The sequence below is a fragment of the Novosphingobium terrae genome (genome assembly GCF_017163935.1).
GTDB lineage: Bacteria > Pseudomonadota > Alphaproteobacteria > Sphingomonadales > Sphingomonadaceae > Novosphingobium > Novosphingobium terrae.
Genome location: NZ_JABVZR010000001.1, coordinates 1,488,997 through 1,509,481, shown reverse-complemented (window position 1 = coordinate 1,509,481; position 20,485 = coordinate 1,488,997). Strand labels below are relative to the sequence as shown.

General features: G+C 63.4%; 18 protein-coding genes. 12 read left to right on the top strand and 6 right to left on the bottom strand.

Features of this window, described 5'->3' with window-relative positions; genetic code table 11:
* Positions 1-4: 4 nt before the first annotated feature.
* On the bottom strand, positions 5-1,363 hold the full coding sequence (locus HGK27_RS06955) for an L-serine ammonia-lyase (protein ID WP_206239853.1): 1,359 nt from the start codon (positions 1,361-1,363) through the stop codon (positions 5-7).
* Between the two features lie 174 nt (positions 1,364-1,537).
* Between HGK27_RS06955 and ribB the strand changes: the two genes are divergently transcribed.
* Together ribB and ribH are read left to right on the top strand one after the other, a co-directional pair.
* Positions 1,538-2,824, top strand: a complete 1,287-nt coding sequence (gene ribB, locus HGK27_RS06950; RefSeq protein WP_206239851.1) for a 3,4-dihydroxy-2-butanone-4-phosphate synthase — start codon at positions 1,538-1,540, stop codon at positions 2,822-2,824.
* Between the two features lie 5 nt (positions 2,825-2,829).
* On the top strand, positions 2,830-3,252 hold the full coding sequence (ribH, locus tag HGK27_RS06945; protein WP_206239849.1) for a 6,7-dimethyl-8-ribityllumazine synthase: 423 nt from the start codon (positions 2,830-2,832) through the stop codon (positions 3,250-3,252).
* Between the two features lie 227 nt (positions 3,253-3,479).
* Here ribH and HGK27_RS06940 read toward each other — a convergent pair whose 3' ends face one another.
* A complete protein-coding gene (locus tag HGK27_RS06940; RefSeq protein WP_241126902.1) occupies positions 3,480-5,573 on the bottom strand; it encodes a M13 family metallopeptidase in 2,094 nt (697 codons plus the stop codon).
* Between the two features lie 109 nt (positions 5,574-5,682).
* Here HGK27_RS06940 and HGK27_RS06935 point away from each other — a divergent pair, with 109 nt between their 5' ends.
* Both HGK27_RS06935 and HGK27_RS06930 read left to right on the top strand, forming a co-directional pair.
* The gene (locus HGK27_RS06935) at positions 5,683-6,042 is read left to right on the top strand and encodes a hypothetical protein (protein WP_206239847.1); all 360 of its coding nucleotides are present in this window, start codon (positions 5,683-5,685) and stop codon (positions 6,040-6,042) included.
* Between the two features lie 222 nt (positions 6,043-6,264).
* Entirely contained in the window at positions 6,265-6,750 is a 486-nt protein-coding gene (locus HGK27_RS06930; protein WP_241126900.1) for a MarR family transcriptional regulator, read from the top strand.
* A 192-nt stretch (positions 6,751-6,942) separates the two neighbouring features.
* On the opposite strand, the gene eno is transcribed toward HGK27_RS06930, so the two are convergent.
* The gene (gene eno, locus HGK27_RS06925) at positions 6,943-8,229 is read right to left on the bottom strand and encodes a phosphopyruvate hydratase (protein WP_206239845.1); all 1,287 of its coding nucleotides are present in this window, start codon (positions 8,227-8,229) and stop codon (positions 6,943-6,945) included.
* Positions 8,230-8,405: 176 nt separating this feature from the next.
* On the opposite strand from eno, the gene HGK27_RS06920 reads away from it, so the two are divergent.
* The 4 genes from HGK27_RS06920 to HGK27_RS06905 all read left to right on the top strand — a co-directional run bounded on the left by HGK27_RS06920 (position 8,406) and on the right by HGK27_RS06905 (position 10,299).
* Positions 8,406-9,005, top strand: coding sequence for a hypothetical protein (locus HGK27_RS06920; RefSeq protein WP_206239843.1), 600 nt, complete (start codon positions 8,406-8,408; stop codon positions 9,003-9,005).
* 152 nt (positions 9,006-9,157) lie between these two features.
* On the top strand, positions 9,158-9,550 hold the full coding sequence (locus HGK27_RS06915) for a hypothetical protein (protein WP_206239841.1): 393 nt from the start codon (positions 9,158-9,160) through the stop codon (positions 9,548-9,550).
* Positions 9,547-9,960 carry a hypothetical protein gene (locus HGK27_RS06910; protein WP_206239839.1) on the top strand — a complete coding sequence of 138 codons (414 nt, stop codon included), beginning with the start codon at positions 9,547-9,549 and terminating at the stop codon, positions 9,958-9,960. Before HGK27_RS06915 ends, HGK27_RS06910 begins: the two co-directional genes overlap by 4 nt.
* A 120-nt stretch (positions 9,961-10,080) precedes the next feature.
* Positions 10,081-10,299: a DUF4170 domain-containing protein gene (locus HGK27_RS06905; protein WP_206239837.1), complete on the top strand. Its 219-nt coding sequence runs from the start codon at positions 10,081-10,083 to the stop codon at positions 10,297-10,299.
* Between the two features lie 104 nt (positions 10,300-10,403).
* On the opposite strand, the gene greA is transcribed toward HGK27_RS06905, so the two are convergent.
* The 3 genes from greA to carA all read right to left on the bottom strand — a co-directional run bounded on the left by greA (position 10,404) and on the right by carA (position 15,491).
* Positions 10,404-10,880, bottom strand: coding sequence for a transcription elongation factor GreA (greA, locus tag HGK27_RS06900; protein WP_206239835.1), 477 nt, complete (start codon positions 10,878-10,880; stop codon positions 10,404-10,406).
* A 112-nt stretch (positions 10,881-10,992) separates the two neighbouring features.
* On the bottom strand, positions 10,993-14,325 hold the full coding sequence (gene carB / locus HGK27_RS06895) for a carbamoyl-phosphate synthase large subunit (protein ID WP_206239833.1): 3,333 nt from the start codon (positions 14,323-14,325) through the stop codon (positions 10,993-10,995).
* Positions 14,325-15,491 (bottom strand): glutamine-hydrolyzing carbamoyl-phosphate synthase small subunit, encoded by a 1,167-nt coding sequence (carA, locus tag HGK27_RS06890; RefSeq protein ID WP_206239831.1) that lies wholly within the window; start codon positions 15,489-15,491, stop codon positions 14,325-14,327. The genes carB and carA overlap by 1 nt, the downstream gene beginning before the upstream one ends.
* 178 nt (positions 15,492-15,669) lie before the next feature.
* Here carA and HGK27_RS06885 point away from each other — a divergent pair, with 178 nt between their 5' ends.
* Genes HGK27_RS06885 through rpoD form a run of 4 tightly spaced genes read left to right on the top strand, consistent with a single transcriptional unit; the run spans position 15,670 to position 20,485 of the window.
* Entirely contained in the window at positions 15,670-16,122 is a 453-nt protein-coding gene (locus HGK27_RS06885; protein ID WP_206239829.1) for a GatB/YqeY domain-containing protein, read from the top strand.
* Position 16,123: 1 nt separating this feature from the next.
* Complete coding sequence (locus HGK27_RS06880) at positions 16,124-16,489, top strand: hypothetical protein (RefSeq protein WP_206239827.1); 366 nt, start codon at positions 16,124-16,126, stop codon at positions 16,487-16,489.
* Positions 16,486-18,414, top strand: a complete 1,929-nt coding sequence (gene dnaG / locus HGK27_RS06875) for a DNA primase (protein WP_206239825.1) — start codon at positions 16,486-16,488, stop codon at positions 18,412-18,414. Before HGK27_RS06880 ends, dnaG begins: the two co-directional genes overlap by 4 nt.
* A 37-nt stretch (positions 18,415-18,451) precedes the next feature.
* On the top strand, positions 18,452-20,485 hold the full coding sequence (gene rpoD / locus HGK27_RS06870) for an RNA polymerase sigma factor RpoD (protein WP_407674634.1): 2,034 nt from the start codon (positions 18,452-18,454) through the stop codon (positions 20,483-20,485).

Below are 20,485 nucleotides of genomic sequence, written 5' to 3'. Positions count from 1 at the left end.
ACCCTCAGCATTCAGGAAAATTCACCGCAAGACCGCCTTGCGAGGTTTCCTTGTACTTCGCATTCATATCGCGACCGGTGCGCATCATCGTCTCGATCACCTGATCGAGCGAAACGATATGCCGCCCGTCGCCCCGCAGCGCCAGCGATGCCGCGTTGATCGCCTTGATCGCGCCAAAGGCATTGCGCTCGATACAGGGCACCTGCACCAGACCGGCGATGGGGTCGCAGGTCATGCCCAGATGGTGCTCCATGGCGATCTCCGCGGCGTTTTCCGCCTGCAGGTTGGTGGCGCCCATCGCGGCGGCCAGCCCCGCTGCCGCCATAGCGCTGGCCGTGCCGACTTCCCCCTGACAGCCCACTTCCGCCCCCGAGATCGAGGCATTCAGCTTGGTCAGCGTGCCGATGGCGCTGGCGGTCAGCAGGAAATCATACATGCCGGCGCGGTTGGCCTCGGGCCAGAAGTCGCGGTAATAGCGCAGCACCGCCGGAACGACGCCCGCCGCGCCATTGGTGGGCGATGTCACCACCCGGCCCCCCGCCGCATTTTCCTCATTCACCGCAATGGCGAACAGGCTGACGTGATCCATGATCGCATGCGGCGCCTGCCGGTTGCGGAAGCGGTCGGCGTCCAGCTTCTGGCGGATGCCCTTGGCGCGGCGCGGCACTTTCAGGCGGCCCGGCAGGATGCCCTCGGTCTGCATGCCGCGATCGATGCAGCTCATCATCACCTCGATGATACGATCGAGGTAATCGCACAGATCTTCGGCGGAGGTCAGCGCCGTCTCATTGGCGCGCACCACCTCGGCAATGGAGAGGCCATTGCTCTCGCAAATGCGCAGCAGTTCGGCAGCGGTGCGGAAGGGGAACGGAGGCTCAACCTCATCCTCCAGCGCGCTATCGCCCACCAGATCCTCCGGCGCGATAAAGCCGCCGCCGATCGAGCACCAACGCTCGGCCAGCACCACCTCGCCCTGCGCATCATAGGCAGTGAAAGCCAGCGTGTTGGGGTGAACGGGCGTGGGGCTCTCACGGTCAAAGACGATATCATGGTCCGGATCGAAGGCGATATCACGCCCGCCGATCCGCATGGATTTCGTGTCGCGAGCCTGTTCGACCAGCGTATCGATCTGCTCGGGCGCAATGCCATCGGGCAGAAAACCGGCCAGCCCCAGCACCACAGCCTTGTCGGTGGCGTGGCCCGATCCGGTCCAGGCCAGCGAGCCCAGCAGATCGCAGCGCACCCGCGCGAAATCCAGTCCTTCCAGCCCCTTGGCAAAGCCCGCCGCCGCCTTCATCGGCCCGACCGTATGCGAGGATGACGGCCCGATGCCGATGCGAAACAGATCCCGAACCCCAATCATGACGGACGACGTATCTTTCTTGTTTGCGTAACAATCTTGCTCAATAGGCCAAGCCATACAGGCTGCCTAGCCCCCATGCATACGGGGCATAACGCGCATGGCGCGCGATCAGGTGAAATTACCAATGTGATTTATCGCCTTGCCATCACATCAAGCTGTGATAATCATACCGCCATGTCACAGACTCTCATCGAACGCGTCCGCCGCCTCATCACCGATGGTGGCATGACCAAGTCCGGCCTTGCCCGCGCGGCGGGGCTCCATGCCAACACCTTGCGCGACGTGGGCGAGCCCGAGTGGAACCCCACCGCCGAAACGCTCAACAAGCTTGAGCGCTTCCTGTCGGACAATGACGAAACCCCCGTCCTCGTCTCGATCGAAGAGATCATCGAGGAAGCCCGCAACGGCCGCATGTACATTCTGGTCGACGATGAAGACCGCGAGAATGAGGGCGACCTCATCATTCCTGCGCAAATGTGCACCCCCTCCGCCATCAATTTCATGGTCACCCATTGCCGTGGCCTGGTCTGCCTGGCCCTCTCCTCCGAGCGTATCGACGAGCTAGGCCTCGAACCGATGCACCGCCACAACCGCACCCCGCTGGGCACCGCCTTCACCGTTTCGATCGAGGCCCGCGAAGGCATCTCCACCGGCATTTCCGCTCAGGACCGCGCCCGCACCGTTTCCGTGGCCATCGACGGCTCCAAGGGCTCCGACGATATCGTCAGCCCGGGCCATGTCTTCCCGCTGCGCGCCCGCCCGGGCGGCGTGCTGGTCCGTGCCGGGCACACCGAAGCGGCCGTCGACATCTCGCGTCTTGCCGGCCTCAACCCTTCGGGCGTGATCTGCGAGATCATGCGCGAAGACGGCACCATGGCCCGCTTCGACGATTGCGCCGCCTTCGCCCGCCAGCACGGCGTCAAGATGGCCACCATCCGCGATCTGATCGCCTATCGCCGCAAGCATGACCGCATGGTCTCGCTGAAGAGCGAAACCACCTTCACCAGCCGCTTCGGCGGTGACTGGACCGCCCGCGCCTATTCCAACAAGGCCACCGGCGAAGAAAATCTGGTGCTGATCAAGGGCCGTATCGACCCCGCATTGCCCACGCTGGTGCGCATGCACGCCACCTCGGTCTTCGCCGACCTGCTGGGTGAAGACAGCCCCCGCGCCGACCTGCTGCACCGCTCGATGGAGATCATCGGCGAGGAAGGCAGCGGCGTGATCGTCTTCGTCAACCAGCCCCACAGCCTGGTCTCGCGCGCTTTCGAATTGCGCGAACAGGCCCAAGCGGGCAATATGAAGCCCATGGAGGAACTGCGCGATTACGGCGTGGGCGCCCAGATCCTTGCGGAACTGGGGATTCACGAGATCACGCTCCTCACCAACACCCATCACACGCTTGTCGCGCTGGAGGGCTACGGCCTTTCCATCGCGGGCGAACGCTGCATTCAAGGATAAGACTCATGGCCAAGTTTCTGATCGTCGAAGCCCGCTTCTACGACCACCTCAACGACCAGCTGATCGCCGGCGCCAAGGCCGCGATCAAGGCCGCCGGCCATAAGTCCGAGGTCATCACCGTGCCCGGCGCGCTGGAAATCCCCGCCGCCATCGCTCTGGCGGATTCGACGGGCGATTACGAAGGCTACGTGGCCATCGGTGTGGTGATCCGCGGCGAAACCTACCACTTCGAGATCGTGGCGGGCGAGAGCGCGCGCGGGATCATGGCGCTCTCGATGGACGGTCTGCCGATCGGCAATGGCATCCTGACCGTCGAGAACGAGGAACAGGCTCTGGTGCGTGCTGATCCGGCGCAGAAGGACAAGGGCGGTGAAGCGGCCAAGGCAGCGATCGCCCTGCTGGCTCTGAAAGAGAAGTTCGGGGCTTAAGGTTTAAGGGGAAAGTGCGAGGGGGTTACCCCCTCGCGCTCCCATAACGTCTCCCGACGAAGGCGCAGCGCCTGATTAGAGGCTGCGCCCCGCCGCGAAGCGGCTTTAAAATGATTGCCTCCGGCGGTGAGCCTTGGCGCTTCCGCGCGGCCTTCCCTGCCCTAGCGTCGGAAGACGTTCCCGGGGGTGCAGGGGGTGTAACACCCCCTGCTTTCATCCTTCCCTTCTTACCAGATTTTCGCCCGCTTCTCCGGCGGCAGATAGAGCTTGTCGCCCGGCTTCACACCGAAGGCGTCATACCACGCATCCAGATTGCGCACCGTCAGAGCGCGATACTGGCCCGGAGCATGGCCGTTGGTCGCCACGATGTTGCGCAGGGCGGCTTCGCGATATTTGGTGGCCCATGTCTGGGCGAAGGCGAGGAAGAAGCGCTGATCGCCCGTCATCCCGTCGATCACCGGGGCCTTCGCGCCATGGAGCGAGGCGTGATAGGCGTCTAGCGAAGCAGCCAGTCCGGCCACATCGGCGATGTTCTCGCTCAGGGTCAGATCGCCCTTGATGTGCAGGCCGGGATAAGGCTCGTAGGCGCTGAACTCTTCCGCCAGCATCTTGCCTGCGGCGTCAAAGCGCTTGAGGTCCTGATCGGTCCACCAGTTGCGCAGGGCCCCAGTGGCGTCGAAAGCGGCGCCCTGATTGTCGAAGCTGTGGCTGATTTCGTGGCCGATCACCGCGCCCACCGCGCCGTAATTGTAGGCGGCGTCAGCCGTGGGGTCGAAGAAGGGCTTTTGCAGGATGGCCGCGGGGAAGTTCAGCGCGTTCTGCACCGGCAGGTTGAGCGCGTTCACTGTCTGCGAGGTCAGCCACCATTCGTTGCGGTCGAGCGGCTTGCCCAGCTTGGCCAACTGGTGGACCGTGTCGAACTTGCTGGCGGCCACGGCATTGGCATAGGCTTCGTTCGGGCTGACCGTGAGGCCCGAATAGTCCTCCCATGTGTCGGGATAGCCGATGCCGACGATGATGCCCTTCACCTTGGCGATGGCCTCGGCCTTGGTCGAGGGGGCCATCCAGTCGAGCGCCTGAATGCGGTTGGTGAAGGCCGCCTTGATATTGACCACCATGCCCTGAATGCGCGTCTTGGACGAGGCAGGGAAATAACGGCCAACGTAAATGCGGGCCAGAGCATCGCCCAACGCATTGTTGACCGAGGCAAGGGCACGCTTGTCACGCGGGCGCTGCTGGGCGACGCCGCTCAGCACGGTGCCGTAGAAGGCGAAGCGATCGTCATCGAGCTTTTTAGGCAGCACGGCGGCATATTGGCTGACCTGATGGAAGGCCAGCCAGTCCTTCCACACCGAGAGCGGCTCGCTGGCCACCAGAGCGGAAAGCGCCGGGATCGCCTTAGCCTGATAGGCCGCGAAATTGCCTGTCCATGTGATGTTGGCGCCGGCAAGGAAGGCATCCCAGTCCAGACCGGGAGCCTTGGCGGGCAGATCGGCGCGGGTCCACAGGGTGGTGGCGTGCTGGAAGTCCTCGCTCTCCTCGCGGCCGACATGGGCCTGCGCGATCTTCATCTCCAGCGCATAGATGGCATCGGCGCGCGCCTGCGCATCGCCCTGAGCCAGCCCGGCGTCGGTCAGCAGCTTTGCGATATAGGCGCGGTACTGGGTCTGGATCGCCACCATCTTGGGATCGGTGGAGAGGTAATACTCGCGCTCGGGCATGCCGAGGCCGCCCTGCATCAGATAGGGCACCACCTGGCCACCCGTCAGCGCCTGCGTCACGAAGAGGCCGAAAAGGTTCTCGGTGTGGAAGTTGGTAGCATTGAGCGGATCGAGATCAGCGCGGATTTGCTGGCCGAGGACGCGGCTCAGGCTGACCTTGTCAGTGATGGCAGCGAAGCGGTCGAGGTCGGCTTTGACCGGGGCCATGCCCTTGGCCTCGATGGCGGCGGTGTCGAGATAGGCGCGATAATAGTCGCGGATCTTCTGGGCATCGCTGCCGGGGTCGACGGGCTTGGTCAGCAGATCGGCCATTACCGTCTTGAGCTGCGACTCGGTGGCGTTGGAGGCCACCAGAAAGCTGCCGACGGAGGAGCGATCGGCGGGGATTTCGCTGGTTTTGAGCCAGGCGCCATTCGCATAGGTGTAAAAATCGTCTCCCGGACGGACCGATGTGTCCATGTCCTTGACCTGCACGCCGGGATTGGCCGGAACAGCGCCAGCCTGTGCCGGAAGCGCGGCGAACAGAAGGGCGCAGCCTGCCGCCATGGTTCCGCAGCGGATGGAGATCCGGCTCATCTTTGCGCCATCATGCTGTTTCATCCAGAGATTTCCTTTCGCATTGCGGCCATGGAAGCACGCCTGAGCGCAGAAGAGTGGGCGGCTTGCGACTGATGGCCGATCCTGAATGCCTCTGTCCCTAGGCCAGTGGATGAACAATGCAATCACAGTGTGGAACATGCCCGAGGAAGGCGGCATGGAGAGCAAATACAGAACGCCAACCTTGCGCCTGTTACACAAAATGCGCGTGCAAAAACGGCAGAATTCCGCTATGTGGATGCACTTAGCTGCACCACAGCCAAATTGTGGAGGCCTTGGATCTATGTTCGACCGCATGCGCAACACCGATCTGCCAGAGAGTATGCCCCATGGCCAATGGCTGCGCGCCGTTGCCCTGCGGGAGACTCTGCGCGACGGTTTGCAGCAGCTCGACGGCATGGGGGCCGATCTGGCAGCGGCGCATCTGGCTGCCACCATCGATGCATTGAATCAGCATTTCCATCTCGATTGATTCGTCATTACTTGATGTGTCGAGATCGATTGCATCGCAAAGCCATGCGGAAACTCGTGGAAAACTTCTCTCACATTGGACATTCGCGTCAAAATGGATGGATTTTCCATCCATTTTCGGTTGGACGGAAGCGCGCTTAACACCATATTAACTCCGCATCGGGTCCTCGCGATTCGAACGCAATTCGTTACGGCGTGAAAGGCCAAGGGAGTTGGAGGAGTTATGAATGCTACGTTCAAACGTCTTCCCGTCCACCGTCAGGAACACGAAGCTGCGCAAGATACTGAATCCCGACTGCGCGGGATCGCGCAGGCGCTGGATCTTTTAGTCGGCGAATTGCAATTGGTGGCAGACAGCCACCCGACAACGCCTGTCCGATCCGATGACGATGCTCTGGACCGCGCGATCCAGATCTATCGCGACCGCCGCCGCAGGGAGCAGATTTTCGGCGATGCCACGCTGTTTGGCGAACCGGCCTGGGACATTCTGCTCGATCTCTTCGTGGCCTCGCGCCATGAGAAGCGGATCGCGGTGACCAGCGCCTGCATCGGCAGCGCGGTGCCCGCCACAACGGCGCTGCGCTGGATCAAGATTCTGGAAGAACGCGGCCTGATCGAGCGCGAAGTCGATGAAATCGATGCGCGGCGCATCTTCGTGCGCATTTCGCCCCGGGGCGCCGAACTGATGCAGGAATTTCTGGCAGGCTAACCCAACACAGTTGGAGAGCCGAGGCACACCGATCGGGTGCCCCTGCCCTATCGCCGGAAGACGTCACGGGAGCGCGAGGGCCCGGAGCCTTTCTCTTGAGAAAGGCGACCCAAAAAGACTTCACCCTCGCTTTTATTTTCCCGACTTAATTCCGGGTGGCTGCGGAGCAAAAAACCCCGCAGCCCAACCCGATTACTTCAGCAGGCGACCAAAAGCGCCCTTACCGGCGTAATGCGCGCCCGAACCCAGCTCTTCCTCGATGCGGATCAGCTGGTTGTACTTGGCCAACCGGTCCGAACGGGCCAGCGAGCCGGTCTTGATCTGGCCGCAGTTGGTGGCGACGGCCAGATCGGCAATCGTCGAGTCCTCGGTTTCGCCCGAACGGTGGCTCATCACGGCGGTGTAACCGGCGCGCTGGGCGATGCTCACGGCTTCCAGCGTCTCGGTCAGCGTGCCGATCTGGTTGACCTTCACCAGCAGCGAGTTGGCCAAGCCCTTTTCGATGCCCATGGTCAGGCGCTTGGGGTTGGTGACGAAGAGATCGTCGCCCACCAGCTGCACCTTGCTGCCGATGCTGTCGGTCAGGGCCTTCCAGCCTTCGAAATCGTCCTCGCTCATGCCGTCCTCGATCGAGATGATCGCATAGTCCTGCGAGAGCTTGGTGAGGTAATCGGCGAATTCGACCGGCGAGAGCGAGAGGCCTTCGCCGCTGATCTCATACTTGCCGTTCTTGAAGAATTCGGTGGCGGCGCAGTCCAGCGCCAGATGCACATCGGTGCCCAGCTTGAAACCGGCCTTCTCGACCGAGGCGCCGATGAAATCGAGCGCGGCGCGCGTGCTGGCGATGTTGGGGGCGAAACCACCCTCATCACCCACGGCGGTGGCCAGACCCTTGGCCGACAGGTCCTTCTTCAGCGTGTGGAAGATCTCGCTGCCCCAGCGCACGGCCTCGGCCAGCGAGTCAGCGCCCACCGGCATGACCATGAATTCCTGGAAATCGATGGGATTGTCGGCATGCTCGCCGCCGTTGATGATGTTCATCATCGGCACGGGCAGCACATGAGCCGACACGCCGCCCACATACGAATACAGCGGCAGACCGCGCGCATCAGCAGCAGCCTTGGCGGCGGCCAGCGACACGCCGAGGATGGCGTTGGCGCCCAGACGGGCCTTGTTGGGGGTGCCGTCCAGCTCGATCATGGCCAGATCGATGTCGCGCTGGTCTTCGGCGTCGCGGCCTTCGAGCAGCTCGCTGATCTCGTCGTTCACGGCATCGACGGCCTTCAGCACGCCCTTGCCCATGTAACGGCTCTTGTCGCCGTCGCGCAGTTCCACGGCCTCATGCGCGCCGGTGCTGGCGCCCGAGGGAACCGCAGCCCGACCGAAGCTGCCATCTTCCAGCAGAACATCGACCTCGATCGTGGGGTTGCCACGGCTGTCGAGAATTTCGCGGGCATGGATATCGAGAATCGCGGTCATGGCGGGTTCATCTCCTCTGGACCAATTCAAAGGTCTTTCGTGACTGCTCCTTAGCAGCCAAGCCTTGGCAGGCAAGCTGCATTGCAGCATGATGGACCCAGGGAGCCTTTGCAGCGTTCCTGTAACGAACAGGCGATTCCCGCCAGACCTATGCCCCGCGCAAGGAGGACAAAGCCATGGCCAAGACCGAAGCTACCGAACACCTTGAAAAGTCCGCCAAGGACACTGCCAACTCGGCTGTCGAAACGATCCACGCCGCCAAGGATGTGGCCGGGGAAGCCGCCGCAGACGCCAAGGATCACGCCAAGGCCCGCTTCGCGCAGGCGCTGGACGAAGCCAAGGCCAGCGTTTCCGCGCTGGGCAAGATGGCGCAGGACCAGGCCGATGCCTATCGTGAGAAGCTGGCTGCTGCCGACCTCACCCATTCGGCCAAGGAACTCGCTGCTGACGCCGCCGAGCGCGCCGCTGCCCTCGCCACTGACGGCAAGTCCAAGGCCAGCGATCTGCTGACCAGCCTCGGCAAGGTCGTGGCCGACAATGCCGGCGTGGTGAACGACAAGCTGGGCGAAAAATACGGCGATTATGCCCGCGGCGCCGCGCGCTCGATCCAGGAAACTGCCGCCAAGCTCGAATCCAAGGATTTCGCCGAACTGGGCGAGGATGCCAAGGGCTTCGTGCGCGCCCGTCCCTTCGTGGCGCTGGGCATTGCGGCCGTGGCCGGTTTCCTGGTTGCCCGCGCCCTGACGCCCACGCCGGACGCCACGGACGAAGCCTGAGCTTAAAACCGCAGCACAATCCGCGCGGGGGAGCGGCGGCAAGGCCGTTTCTCCGCGCCGCTGCGTGTTGACCATCCGGCTGGCCCATATGGTCAGCCCCTATGGTTGACAGGGGGGCTTGCAAGAACGGCGCACAGGCATGAGTGTGGGGCATGAATGACGAAACCGAAGCGCCTGAAACGAACCAGCATGAGGGTGAGGGCAAGCGCCCCATGGCTCTGACCTCCGAGATCGAGGGGCTGATCGCCGCCGCGCGCGAGGCGTTCTCCAGCGAGGTGGCCTATCAGCGCGCCCGCGCCATTCTGGCCAGCAAGATTGCCGGGCGCATCGCCGGTCTGGCAGCTTTGGCGGCGGCGCTGGTGTTCTTTCTGCTGCTCGCGCTGGTGGTTGGCCTGCTGCTGGCGCTCGCGCCGCTGCTGGGCACTTGGCAGGCGCTGGGCGTCGTGGTGCTGGCGCTGCTGCTGGGAATGGCGGTCGCCGCATGGGCCGTGCTGCGCGCATGGCGGCGCCTGAAAGGCGTGCTGACCGGAAAGGCCAAGCCATGATCGAGGAGGATGATCTGGCCGTTCTGAAGGCCCGCCGTGATATCTCGCGCGCCAATCTGATCGAACGGGTGGGCGAAGTGCGCCATCTGGCCGCCAATCCCGCCACGTTGATCAGCCGCGCCCGCGCCGATCTTGAGCATGGCACGCGCAGCGCCACCTTTCAGGCGCTGGACATCGCCAATGACAATCGCGGCATCGTGGTCGCCACAGCCTCGGCGCTGGCGCTGTGGCTGATGCGCCAGCAGGTGGCACGGCAGATCGCCCTGCAACTGGGCCACAAGCTGGGCGACAGCGCCATCGAGGCCAGCAAGGCGCTGGTCGACAAAGCGCCGGGCTGGGCCGAAACATGGGGCGGCAAAGCCGTGGACAAGGCGTCAGACCTGTGGGGCCGCTTTCGAAAAAAGCACTGAGCCACCCTGCAGACCCCGACTTTAGCATACTCCGGTGATTACCGGGGGTGCGAAAGCTTGGCTTTCGTTACGCCACGATGCTAAGGGAATGGCTCCTTTCCCCCATTCATGGGATATGCAATGCAGAAACTACACCTCGTGATCGGTGGCCGCGTGAAAGATCCGCAGGGCCTCGATTTTGTTGACCTCAAGGCTCTGGACTATGTCGGCGTGTATCCCGACTATGCTTCGGCCGAGGAAGCCTGGCGCGGTGCAGCTCAGCGCAGTGTCGACGATGCCGAGATGAAGTATGTGGTGGTCCATCTCCACCGCCTGCTGGACCCGGCGACGGAAGACTGAGCAAAGAAAAAGGCCCCGAAACCGGGGCCTTTTTTATGGGCGCCTTTTTTGGGGTGAGGGGCAGGACTGAAACGCCCTGCCCTCACCTCTGAAATCCGTGGCGATCAGATGAATTCGATCTTGTTCACCACATAGAAGCGCTCACCGGCAGGCACGCTGACTTCGATCTCGTCCTCGATCCGCTTGCCGATCAGCGCACGGCCCAGCGGCGAGTTGTAGCTGATCTTGCCGCCCTTGGCGTCGGCCTCATAGGTGCCGACGATCTGGTAGCGCACCGGCTTGTCGTCATCGTCAAGCAGCGTCACCGTGGCGCCGAACACCACCTTGTCGCCCGAAAGCGTGGTGGGATCGATGATGGTGGCGCGGCTGATCTTGTCCTCCAGATCGGCGATGGTCGCCTCGACCTGGCCCTGGCGTTCTTTCGCCGCGTGATATTCGGCGTTTTCCGAAAGGTCGCCATGAGCGCGCGCTTCCTCGATCGCATCCACGATCTGCGGGCGCTCCTCACGCAGCGCCTTCAGCTCGGCGTTCAGCTTTTGATAGCCTTCCGCCAGCATCGGCAGCTTTTCGACACTCGCCATTTTCCGTCATCGTCCTTTTCAAGGCCCTCCCGTGGCAGCGACAGTTTGCCTAACCCGTTGGATAATCTCAACGGGTTAAGGCCGATCGCTGGTGTGGGGAGGGCGTGATCGATCAACTATAATAGGACTGGAGCGGACAAACTTCAAGTTTCGCGCGCGAAAGAGCCTCAATCGCATCCACAGCCGCGACACTGGCCGCCGCCGTGGTGAAGGAAGGCACCCTGGTCTTGAGCGCGATCTGGCGGATCGACTGCGAATCCTTCAGGCTCTGCCAGCCTTCGGTGGTGTTGAAGATCAGCGCGATATCGCCATCGACGATCTTGTCGACGATATGCGGACGCCCTTCGGCCACCTTGTTCACGCGCTCCACGGCCACGCCCTGCTGGGCGAGGTAATTGGCCGTGCCGCCCGTGGCGACCAGCTTGAAGCCCAACGCCACCAGCTTGTGAGCGGCAGGCAGGATCACCGGCTTGTCGCTGTCCTTCACCGAAACGAAGACCGTGCCGCCCTGAGGCAGACGGGTGCCCGCGCCCAGCTGGGCCTTGGCGAAAGCGGTGGGGAAATCCTTGTCGATCCCCATCACCTCGCCGGTGGACTTCATTTCCGGGCTCAGCACCGGATCGACGCCGGCAAAGCGCGCGAAGGGGAACACGGCTTCCTTGACCGCCACATAGGGCAGATCACGCTTGAAAGGCTCGAAGGTGGAGAGCTTCTCACCCGCCATCACGCGCGCGGCGATCTTGGCCACCGGCTGCCCCAGCGCCTTGGCGACGAAGGGCACTGTGCGGCTGGCGCGCGGATTGACCTCGATAAGGTAAACCTCGCCATCCTTGACCGCGAACTGGATGTTCATCAGCCCCTTCACGCCCAGCGCCAGCGCCAGCAGATGAGCCTGACGCTCCATCTCGGCGATGATGTCGGCAGGCAGCGAGTAAGGCGGCAGCGAGCAGGCCGAGTCGCCCGAGTGGATGCCGGCTTCCTCGATGTGCTGCATCACGCCCGCCACGCGGACTTCCTCGCCATCGCACAGCGCATCGACGTCGCATTCCACGGCATCGCGCAGATACTGGTCGATCAGCACCGGGCTGTCGCCCGAGACCTGCACGGCGGTGGTGATGTAGTCATCGAGCTGCTGCAGGCTGTCGACGATTTCCATTGCGCGGCCACCCAGCACATAGCTGGGGCGCATCAGCACCGGGTAACCGATGCGGCTGGCCACAGCGACGGCTTCGTCGCGGCTGCGGGCGATGCCGTTGGCAGGCTGCTTGAGGCCCAGCTTTTCGACCAGATCGGCGAAACGCTCACGGTCCTCGGCCAGATCGATGGCATCCGGGCTGGTGCCCAGAATGGGGATGCCCGCATCTTCCAGAGCCTGCGCCAGCTTCAGCGGGGTCTGGCCGCCGAACTGCACGATCACGCCCAGAAGCTCGCCCTTCGACTGCTCGACGCGCAGGATTTCCAGCACGTCCTCGCCGGTCAGCGGCTCGAAATAGAGGCGGTCCGAGGTGTCATAGTCGGTCGAAACCGTTTCCGGGTTGCAGTTGACCATGATGGTTTCATAGCCAACCTCGGCCAACGAGAAGCAGGCGTGGACACAGCAATAGTCGAACTCGATGCCCTGGCCGATCCGGTTCGGACCACCGCCAAGGATCACGACCTTCTTGCGATCCGAAGGCATGGCCTCATTCTCGGGCTCGCCGAACAGCGGGGCCTCATAGGTCGAATACATGTAAGGCGTGATCGCCTCGAACTCGGCGGCGCAGCTGTCGATGCGCTTGAACACCGGGTGGACGCCCAGACGCTCACGCAGCTTGCGCACTTCCACCTCGCTGGTGGCGCCCGCCATGGCCTCAACCACATCGTGCAGCAGGCCGCTGCGCACCGCATTGGCCCCCGCCACCGGGTTCACCGACTTGACCGCCAGCTTAGCCAGACGCTTGTCCGAGAAGCCCATGGCCTTGAGGCGACGCATACCCGCCGCATCGGTGGGCAGGCCGTGGCATTCGATGTCGGCCTCTTCCGCGATGATCTCTTCGATGTGGCGCAGGAACCACTTGTCGAAATGCGTGATCGCGTGGATGTCCTCGACCGTGAAGCCCTCGCGGAAAGCCTGCGCGGCGACCAGCAGGCGGTCGGGCGTGGCGCGCGAGAGGGCCGCCGTGATGTCGTCACGCGCGGCGCCGACCAGAGCATCGACACGGTTGAAACCGTCCAGACCGGTTTCCAGACCGCGCAGGGCCTTCTGCATCGATTCCTTGATATTGCGCCCGATGGCCATCACCTCGCCCACCGACTTCATCGCGGTGGAGAGCAGAGGCTCGGCGCCCTTGAACTTCTCAAAGGCGAAGCGCGGGATCTTGGTCACGACATAGTCGATCGAAGGCTCAAAGCTCGCCGGGGTCGCCCCGGTGATCTCGTTGGTCAGCTCGTCCAGCGTGTAGCCCACGGCCAGCTTGGCCGCGACCCGCGCAATGGGGAAGCCGGTTGCCTTCGAGGCCAGCGCCGACGAACGCGACACGCGCGGGTTCATCTCGATGACGATCAGGCGGCCATCCTTGGGATTGACCGCGAACTGCACGTTCGAGCCGCCCGTTTCCACGCCGATCTCACGCAGCACCGCCAGCGAGGCGTTGCGCATGATCTGATATTCCTTGTCGGTCAGCGTCAGGGCCGGCGCAACAGTGATGGAATCGCCCGTGTGGACGCCCATCGGATCGACGTTTTCGATGGAGCAGATGATGATGGAGTTGTCGTTGCGATCCCGCACGACCTCCATCTCATACTCCTTCCAGCCGAGCAGCGATTCCTCGATCAGCACCTCGGTGGTGGGGCTGGCGTCGAGGCCGCTGCGCACGATGGCCTCGAACTCGGCCTTGTTGTAGGCCACGCCGCCGCCGGTGCCGCCCATCGTGAAGCTGGGGCGGATGATCGAGGGCAGGCCGGTGCGCTTGAGGATCTCGAAAGCCTCGTCCAGCGTGTGGGCCACGCCGCTGCGGGCGGATTCCAGACCGATCTTGTCCATCGCCTCGCGGAAGCGCTGGCGATCCTCGGCCTTGTCGATGGCGTCGGCGTCGGCGCCGATCATCTGCACGCCGAACTTCTCCAGCGTGCCGTCGCCAAACAGCGCCAGCGCGGTGTTCAGCGCTGTCTGGCCGCCCATGGTGGGCAGCAGGGCCAGCGTGTCCTGCGGGCGCTCGGCGCGCTCACGCTCGATGATGCGGGCCACGATTTCGGGGGTGATCGGCTCGATATAGGTGGCGTCAGCCATCTCGTGGTCGGTCATGATCGTGGCCGGGTTCGAGTTGACCAGGATCACCCGGTACCCCTCTTCCTTCAGCGCCTTGATCGCCTGCGTGCCCGAATAGTCGAACTCGCAAGCCTGGCCGATGATGATGGGCCCCGCGCCAATGACGAGGATCGAGTTGATGTCAGTGCGCTTCGGCATCAGGCGAGGCCCTCAATGAAATTCTGGAAGAGATAGAAGCTGTCCATCGGACCGGGCGAGGCCTCGGGATGGTACTGCACGGAGAAGGCCTTCTTGCCGGTGATCGACAGGCCGCAGTTGCTGCCGTCGAACAGCGAGACATGGGTTTCCACCACGCCCTCGGGCAGGGTTGCGCTGTCCACCGCGAAGCCATGGTTCATCGAGGTGATCTCGACCACGCCCTCGGCAGTGCGCTTGACCGGATGGTTGGCGCCGCGGTGGCCCTGATGCATCTTGATGGTCTTGGCGCCCGCCGCGATGCCCAGCATCTGGTGGCCAAGGCAGATGCCGAAGAGCGGCACATCGCGCTCCAGCAGGCCCTTGATGACGGGCACGGCATATTCGCCGGTCGCCGCCGGATCGCCGGGGCCGTTCGACAGGAACACACCGGCAGGCTTGAGCGCCAGAATGTCCTCAAGCGAGGTCTGGGCAGGCACCACTGTCACCGAAGCGCCAGCGGCGACCAGATTGCGGAAGATATTGTCCTTCGCGCCATAGTCGATCGCCACCACATGCGGGCGCGGATCGCTGGAGGGGCGGCCATAGCCCTGCCCCAGATGCCAGACCGAGCCTTCCCACTCTTCATTGGCGGTGCGGCTGACCACCTTGGCCAGATCCAGCCCCTCAAGGCCGCCCCAGGCCTGAGCCTGAGCGATCAGCGTGGGCAGGTCGAACTCGCCCTCGGGGTTGTGAGCGATCACGGCGTTGGGCGCTCCCGCAAGGCGGATGCGGCGGGTCAGCGCGCGGGTGTCGATGCCCGAAATGCCGATCTTGCCCTTGGCTGCCAGCCAGGCGGGAAATTCGCTCTGGGCGCGGAAGTTGGAAGAGGCGGTGACGTCTTCACGCACCACACAGCCCACCGCGCCATCGACCTGCGATTCCAGATCCTCGTCATTCACGCCGACATTGCCGATGTGGGGGAAGGTGAAGGTCACGATCTGCCCGGCATAGCTGGGGTCGGTCATCACTTCCTGATAGCCGGTCATGGCGGTGTTGAAGCACACTTCGCCAACCGCGCTGCCCACGGCGCCGAAGCCTCGGCCCCACAGCACGCTACCATCGGAAAGCACCAGGACAGCCGTTGCATCGGCAGGTTTAGGCGCAAGCGTAGTGGCGGGGTCTGCCATAGAGGGCGCTCCGTTCTAGGGGTTTTGGGCATGGTTGCTAAGTGGTGCCCGCTAGACCCCGCCCCCCCATCCGTCAACCCCGCAGCAGACCTATCAAATTGCGTTTTTTCCCGCTAGTCTGGCCTGCTTGCGCTGCAATGCAGCGGAAATGCAGTGAAATTCAGGAAAGAACGAGAAAATGATCCGCGACTCGATCAAGGCCGCTCAGGTTACCGCCATGAAATCCGGCGACAAGGAGCGTCTGGCCGCCGTCCGTCTGATCCTTGCCAAGATCAAGGACAAGGATATCGAGCTGCGCACCGCCACACAGGCGCCCGATGACGATACGCTGGTGGTCGATGTGCTGCAGAAGATGGTCAAGCAGCGCCGCGAATCGATTGCGATGTATGAGCAGGGTGGCCGCCCCGAGCTGGCCGCTGCCGAGGCTTCGGAAGTGGCGGTGATCGAAAGCTTCCTGCCCCAGCAGCTGTCGGAAGAGGACACCAAGGCCGCCATCGAGGCGATCAAGGCCGAGGTCGGCGCAACCGGCATCCGCGACATGGGCAAGGTCATCGCCGAGCTGAAGGCGCGCCATGGCGCCGTGCTGGATATGGGCAAGGCTTCGGGTCTGGTGAAGGCCGCGCTGGCGTAAGATGGGCCTCTGGCGGCGCTATCTCGACTGGCGCCGCCGCCATGTTGCCGCGCTGGAGTTGACGGAAGGCGGATTTCGCCTCGCCCATGGGCGGGCCAGTCAGGTGCTGGCATGGAGCGATGTCCGCCAGATCACCGCCTTCAAGCGCGATCTCTATGCTTTCGACTGCATCTGCCTGCTGATCGCCACGCCCGACGGCGTGATGGAGGTCAATGAGCAGATGGCGGGCTTCGTCGCTTTTCGCGAGGCGATGGAGCAGCATTTCGGCTTCCCGCCGACATGGTATATCCAGATCATGACCCCGGTGTTCGAACCGACGCCGATCCACCTCTACCGCCATCCTGAGTTAGCCGAGCCCGCCCCATGAGCCTCTCCCCCCAATGGATCGACGAGCTGCGCAGCCGCATCACGCTCTCCAGCGTGATCGGGCGGACGGTGCGCATCCTGAAGGCCGGGCGCGAGTTCAAGGCCTGCTGCCCCTTCCACGGGGAAAAGACCCCCAGCTTCACCATCAATGACGAGAAGGGCTTCTACCACTGCTTCGGTTGCGGCGCGCATGGCGATGTGATCCGCTGGATGACCGAGCAGCGCGGCCTCTCTTTCATGGATGCCATCAAGGATCTGGCCGAGGAAGCGGGGATGGAAGTCCCCGCCCCCGATCCGCGCTCGGCGGAAAGGGCGCAGAAGCAGGCCGGATTGCATGATGCGATGGGCGCGGCCCAAAACTTCTTTATGCGGCAGTTGGAGGGCGGCGAAGGCAGCACGGCGCGGGCCTATCTGGCGACGCGCGGTTTTCGCCCCGATATCGTGCGGGAGTTCGGTTTCGGCTATGCGCCCGAGGGGCGTCAGGCGATGAAAGCCGCCCTCACCGATCTGCCCGATGCCCTGCTGATCGAGGGCGGATTGCGCATCGTCGTCGATGGCAAGGAACCCTATGACCGCTTCCGGGGCCGTTTGATGCTGCCCATTCAGGATGCGCGCGGGCGGGTGATCGCCTTTGGCGGACGCATTCTGGACAAAACCAAGACCGATGCGCCCAAATATCTGAATTCGCCCGATACGCCTCTCTTCGACAAGGGCCGCACGCTGTACAACCAGCATCGCGCCTCGCCCGCCTCGCGCCAGAGCGGGCGGATCATCGTGGTCGAGGGCTATATGGACGTGATCGCTCTGGCCAATGCGGGCTTCAACGATGCGGTGGCGCCCTTGGGCACGGCGCTGACCGAGACCCAGATCGAGATGCTGTGGCGGATGGTGGAAACGCCGATCCTCTGCTTCGACGGCGATGCGGCGGGGCAGCGCGCCGCCATGCGCGCCGTCACGCGCGCCCTGCCCCTGCTGCGCCCGGCCCATTCCTTGCGCATTGTGCGCATGCCTCCGGGGCAAGACCCTGACGAGCTGATCAAGGCCTATGGCCCGCAAGCCATGGAAGCCGCTCTGGGCGAGGCACAAAGCCTGCTCGACACGCTGTGGGTCCATGAGCGCGACGCCATCCCCACCGACACGCCCGAGGCCAAGGCAGGCCTGAAAGCGCGGCTGATGGCCCATGTCGACACCATTGCCGACAAGGATATCAAGTCGCTCTACCGCAGCGAGTTGCTGGAGCGCTTCTCCGCCTATGCCTTCCCGCGCCGCGATCAGGGCGGCGCCAGAGGTGGCCCTGCTCCGCGTGCCCAGCGCGAGTGGCAGCCGCCGCGCAAGGGTGGCCGCTTCGGGCGCGATTTCGTGCCGGATGTGCCGCATCCCCGCACCTCTGCCATGGTGGCGCGGGTTGCACCGTGGCGCGCGGCGGCTCTGGATGCGGTGGTGGTGGGGCTGATCCGCCTGCCTTCGGTGATCGGCACTCAGGTGGAGGCTTTATCCGGCCTTGCCGCCGAGGATGCCCGCATCGACGCGCTGATCGATGCCGCCATGAGCGGTGAGGGCCTTGAACCGGAACGAATCGCTACCATATTCGCTGAGCGGGGTTGGTCCCTTCCCCGTCAGGAACCGATCAAGGGCATGGGCTTTATCTTCCTGCAAGACGATGCAGCGGTGCATGAAGGCAACAGTGGCATAGCTCAACTGGTTGACGTAATCGCCGTGTTGACCGAAAGGCCCCAAGTCGAACGTGCGCTGGCAGAGGCTTCGGCCCGGCCATTGGACACCGATGCCGCCTGGGCGGAACAGCAACGCTTGCGCATGCGTCTGAACGATGTGCAAAAAAGGGAACTGGATTTGAAGGCGCGACTCGGGCAAATGGCTCTCGCGCAATCCGCAGCCGATGACGTATCAGGCGGCTTGAATTCGTAATTGGGAGCCGCAAGGCCCCCTTCAAGATGGCGAAATGATGGACGAAGAGATTTCTGGCGCCGAAATGTCGGGCAACGATCGGGGTGAAGGTGGCGATGCGCCCCTGATCGACCTCAATGAAGCCTCGATCAAAAAGCTGATCGCCCGTGCCAAGCGGCGCGGGGTCATCACCTATGACGAGCTGAACGAGGCCCTGCCGCAGGACCAGATGTCGTCCGAGCAGATCGAGGACATCATGGCCGCGATCAGCGAGATGGGCGTGAACATCGTCGAAAACGACGATGACGCGACCGATCCGGAAGACCGCAAGGCCGAGGATGCCGAGGACGAGGAGGCGGTCGACGATCGCCCCGATCTGGTCAAGAAGAAGGAAACGGTCGAGCGGACCGATGACCCCGTGCGCATGTATCTGCGCGAAATGGGCGCCGTCGAACTGCTGAGCCGCGAGGGCGAAATCGCCATCGCCAAGCGGATCGAGGCCGGTCGCGACACGATGATCCTGGGCCTGTGCGAGAGCCCGATCACCTTCCACGCCATCATCCAGTGGTCCGAAGCGCTCAACAACGGCGAGATGCAGCTGCGCGAGATCCTCGATCTCGACGCCATGCTCTCGAAGGAGCCGCAGCCGGAAAACCTCAATGAGGACGGCGAGGACGACGACAACGGCGAAATCAGCGAATCGACCGCCGGCCCTTCCTACAAGGAAGAGGAAGAGGTCGAGGAGGAAGAGTCCGCCGATGAGGAGGATGAGGACGGCATCGAGCGCCGCGCCCGCCGCCCCGCCGAGGAAGAGGAAGAGGACAACACTCTTTCGCTCGCCCAGATGGAAGCGCAGCTCAAGCCCGAAGCGCTTGAGAAGTTCGCGCTGATCACCGATCTGTTCCTGGCCTTCGAGAAGATCCAGTCCGAACGCCTTGATTTCATGAGCGTGGGCAACGACTTCCCGCTGGACCGTGAAACCGCCTACCAGCAGCTGCGCGAAGACCTGACCGCGCAGGTGGAAAGCGTGCAGTTCCACGCCAGCAAGATCGAATATCTGGTCGACAATCTCTATGCCTTCAACCGCCGTCTGACGGCGCTGGGCGGCCAGATGCTGCGTCTGGCCGAGCGTCACAAGGTGAGCCGCAAGGACTTCCTCGACGCCTATGTCGGGCGTGAGCTGGACGATGCCTGGCTGGGTTCGGTCGCCACGCGCGACAAGAAGTGGGCCGCTTTCGTCGCCAATGAAGGCGATGCCGCCGAGCGTATCCGCTCCGAGGTTTCGGACATTGCCGCCAACACCGGCATGGCCCTGCCCGAGTTCCGCCGCATCGTGAACATGGTGCAGAAGGGCGAGCGCGAGGCGCGTATCGCCAAGAAGGAAATGGTCGAGGCGAACCTGCGTCTCGTGATTTCCATCGCCAAGAAGTACACCAACCGCGGTCTGCAGTTCCTCGACCTCATTCAGGAAGGCAACATCGGCCTGATGAAGGCGGTCGACAAGTTCGAATACCGCCGTGGTTACAAGTTCAGCACCTATGCGACGTGGTGGATCCGTCAGGCCATCACCCGCTCGATCGCCGATCAGGCGCGCACCATCCGTATCCCGGTGCATATGATCGAGACGATCAACAAGCTGGTGCGCACCAGCCGCCAGTTCCTGCACGAGCAGGGCCGCGAGCCCACGCCCGAGGAAATGGCCGAGCGTCTCTCCATGCCTTTGGAGAAAGTGCGCAAGGTGATGAAGATCGCCAAGGAGCCGATCTCGCTCGAAACGCCGATCGGCGACGAGGAAGACAGCCATCTGGGCGATTTCATCGAGGACAAGAACGCGATCATCCCGGTCGATGCGGCGATCCAGTCCAACCTGAAGGAAACCGTGACCCGCGTGCTGGCCAGCCTCACCCCGCGTGAGGAGCGCGTGCTGCGCATGCGCTTCGGCATCGGCATGAACACCGATCACACGCTGGAAGAAGTCGGCCAGCAGTTCTCGGTGACGCGCGAACGTATCCGTCAGATCGAGGCCAAGGCGCTGCGCAAGCTCAAGCACCCCAGCCGCTCGCGCAAGATGCGCAGCTTCCTCGATCAGTAA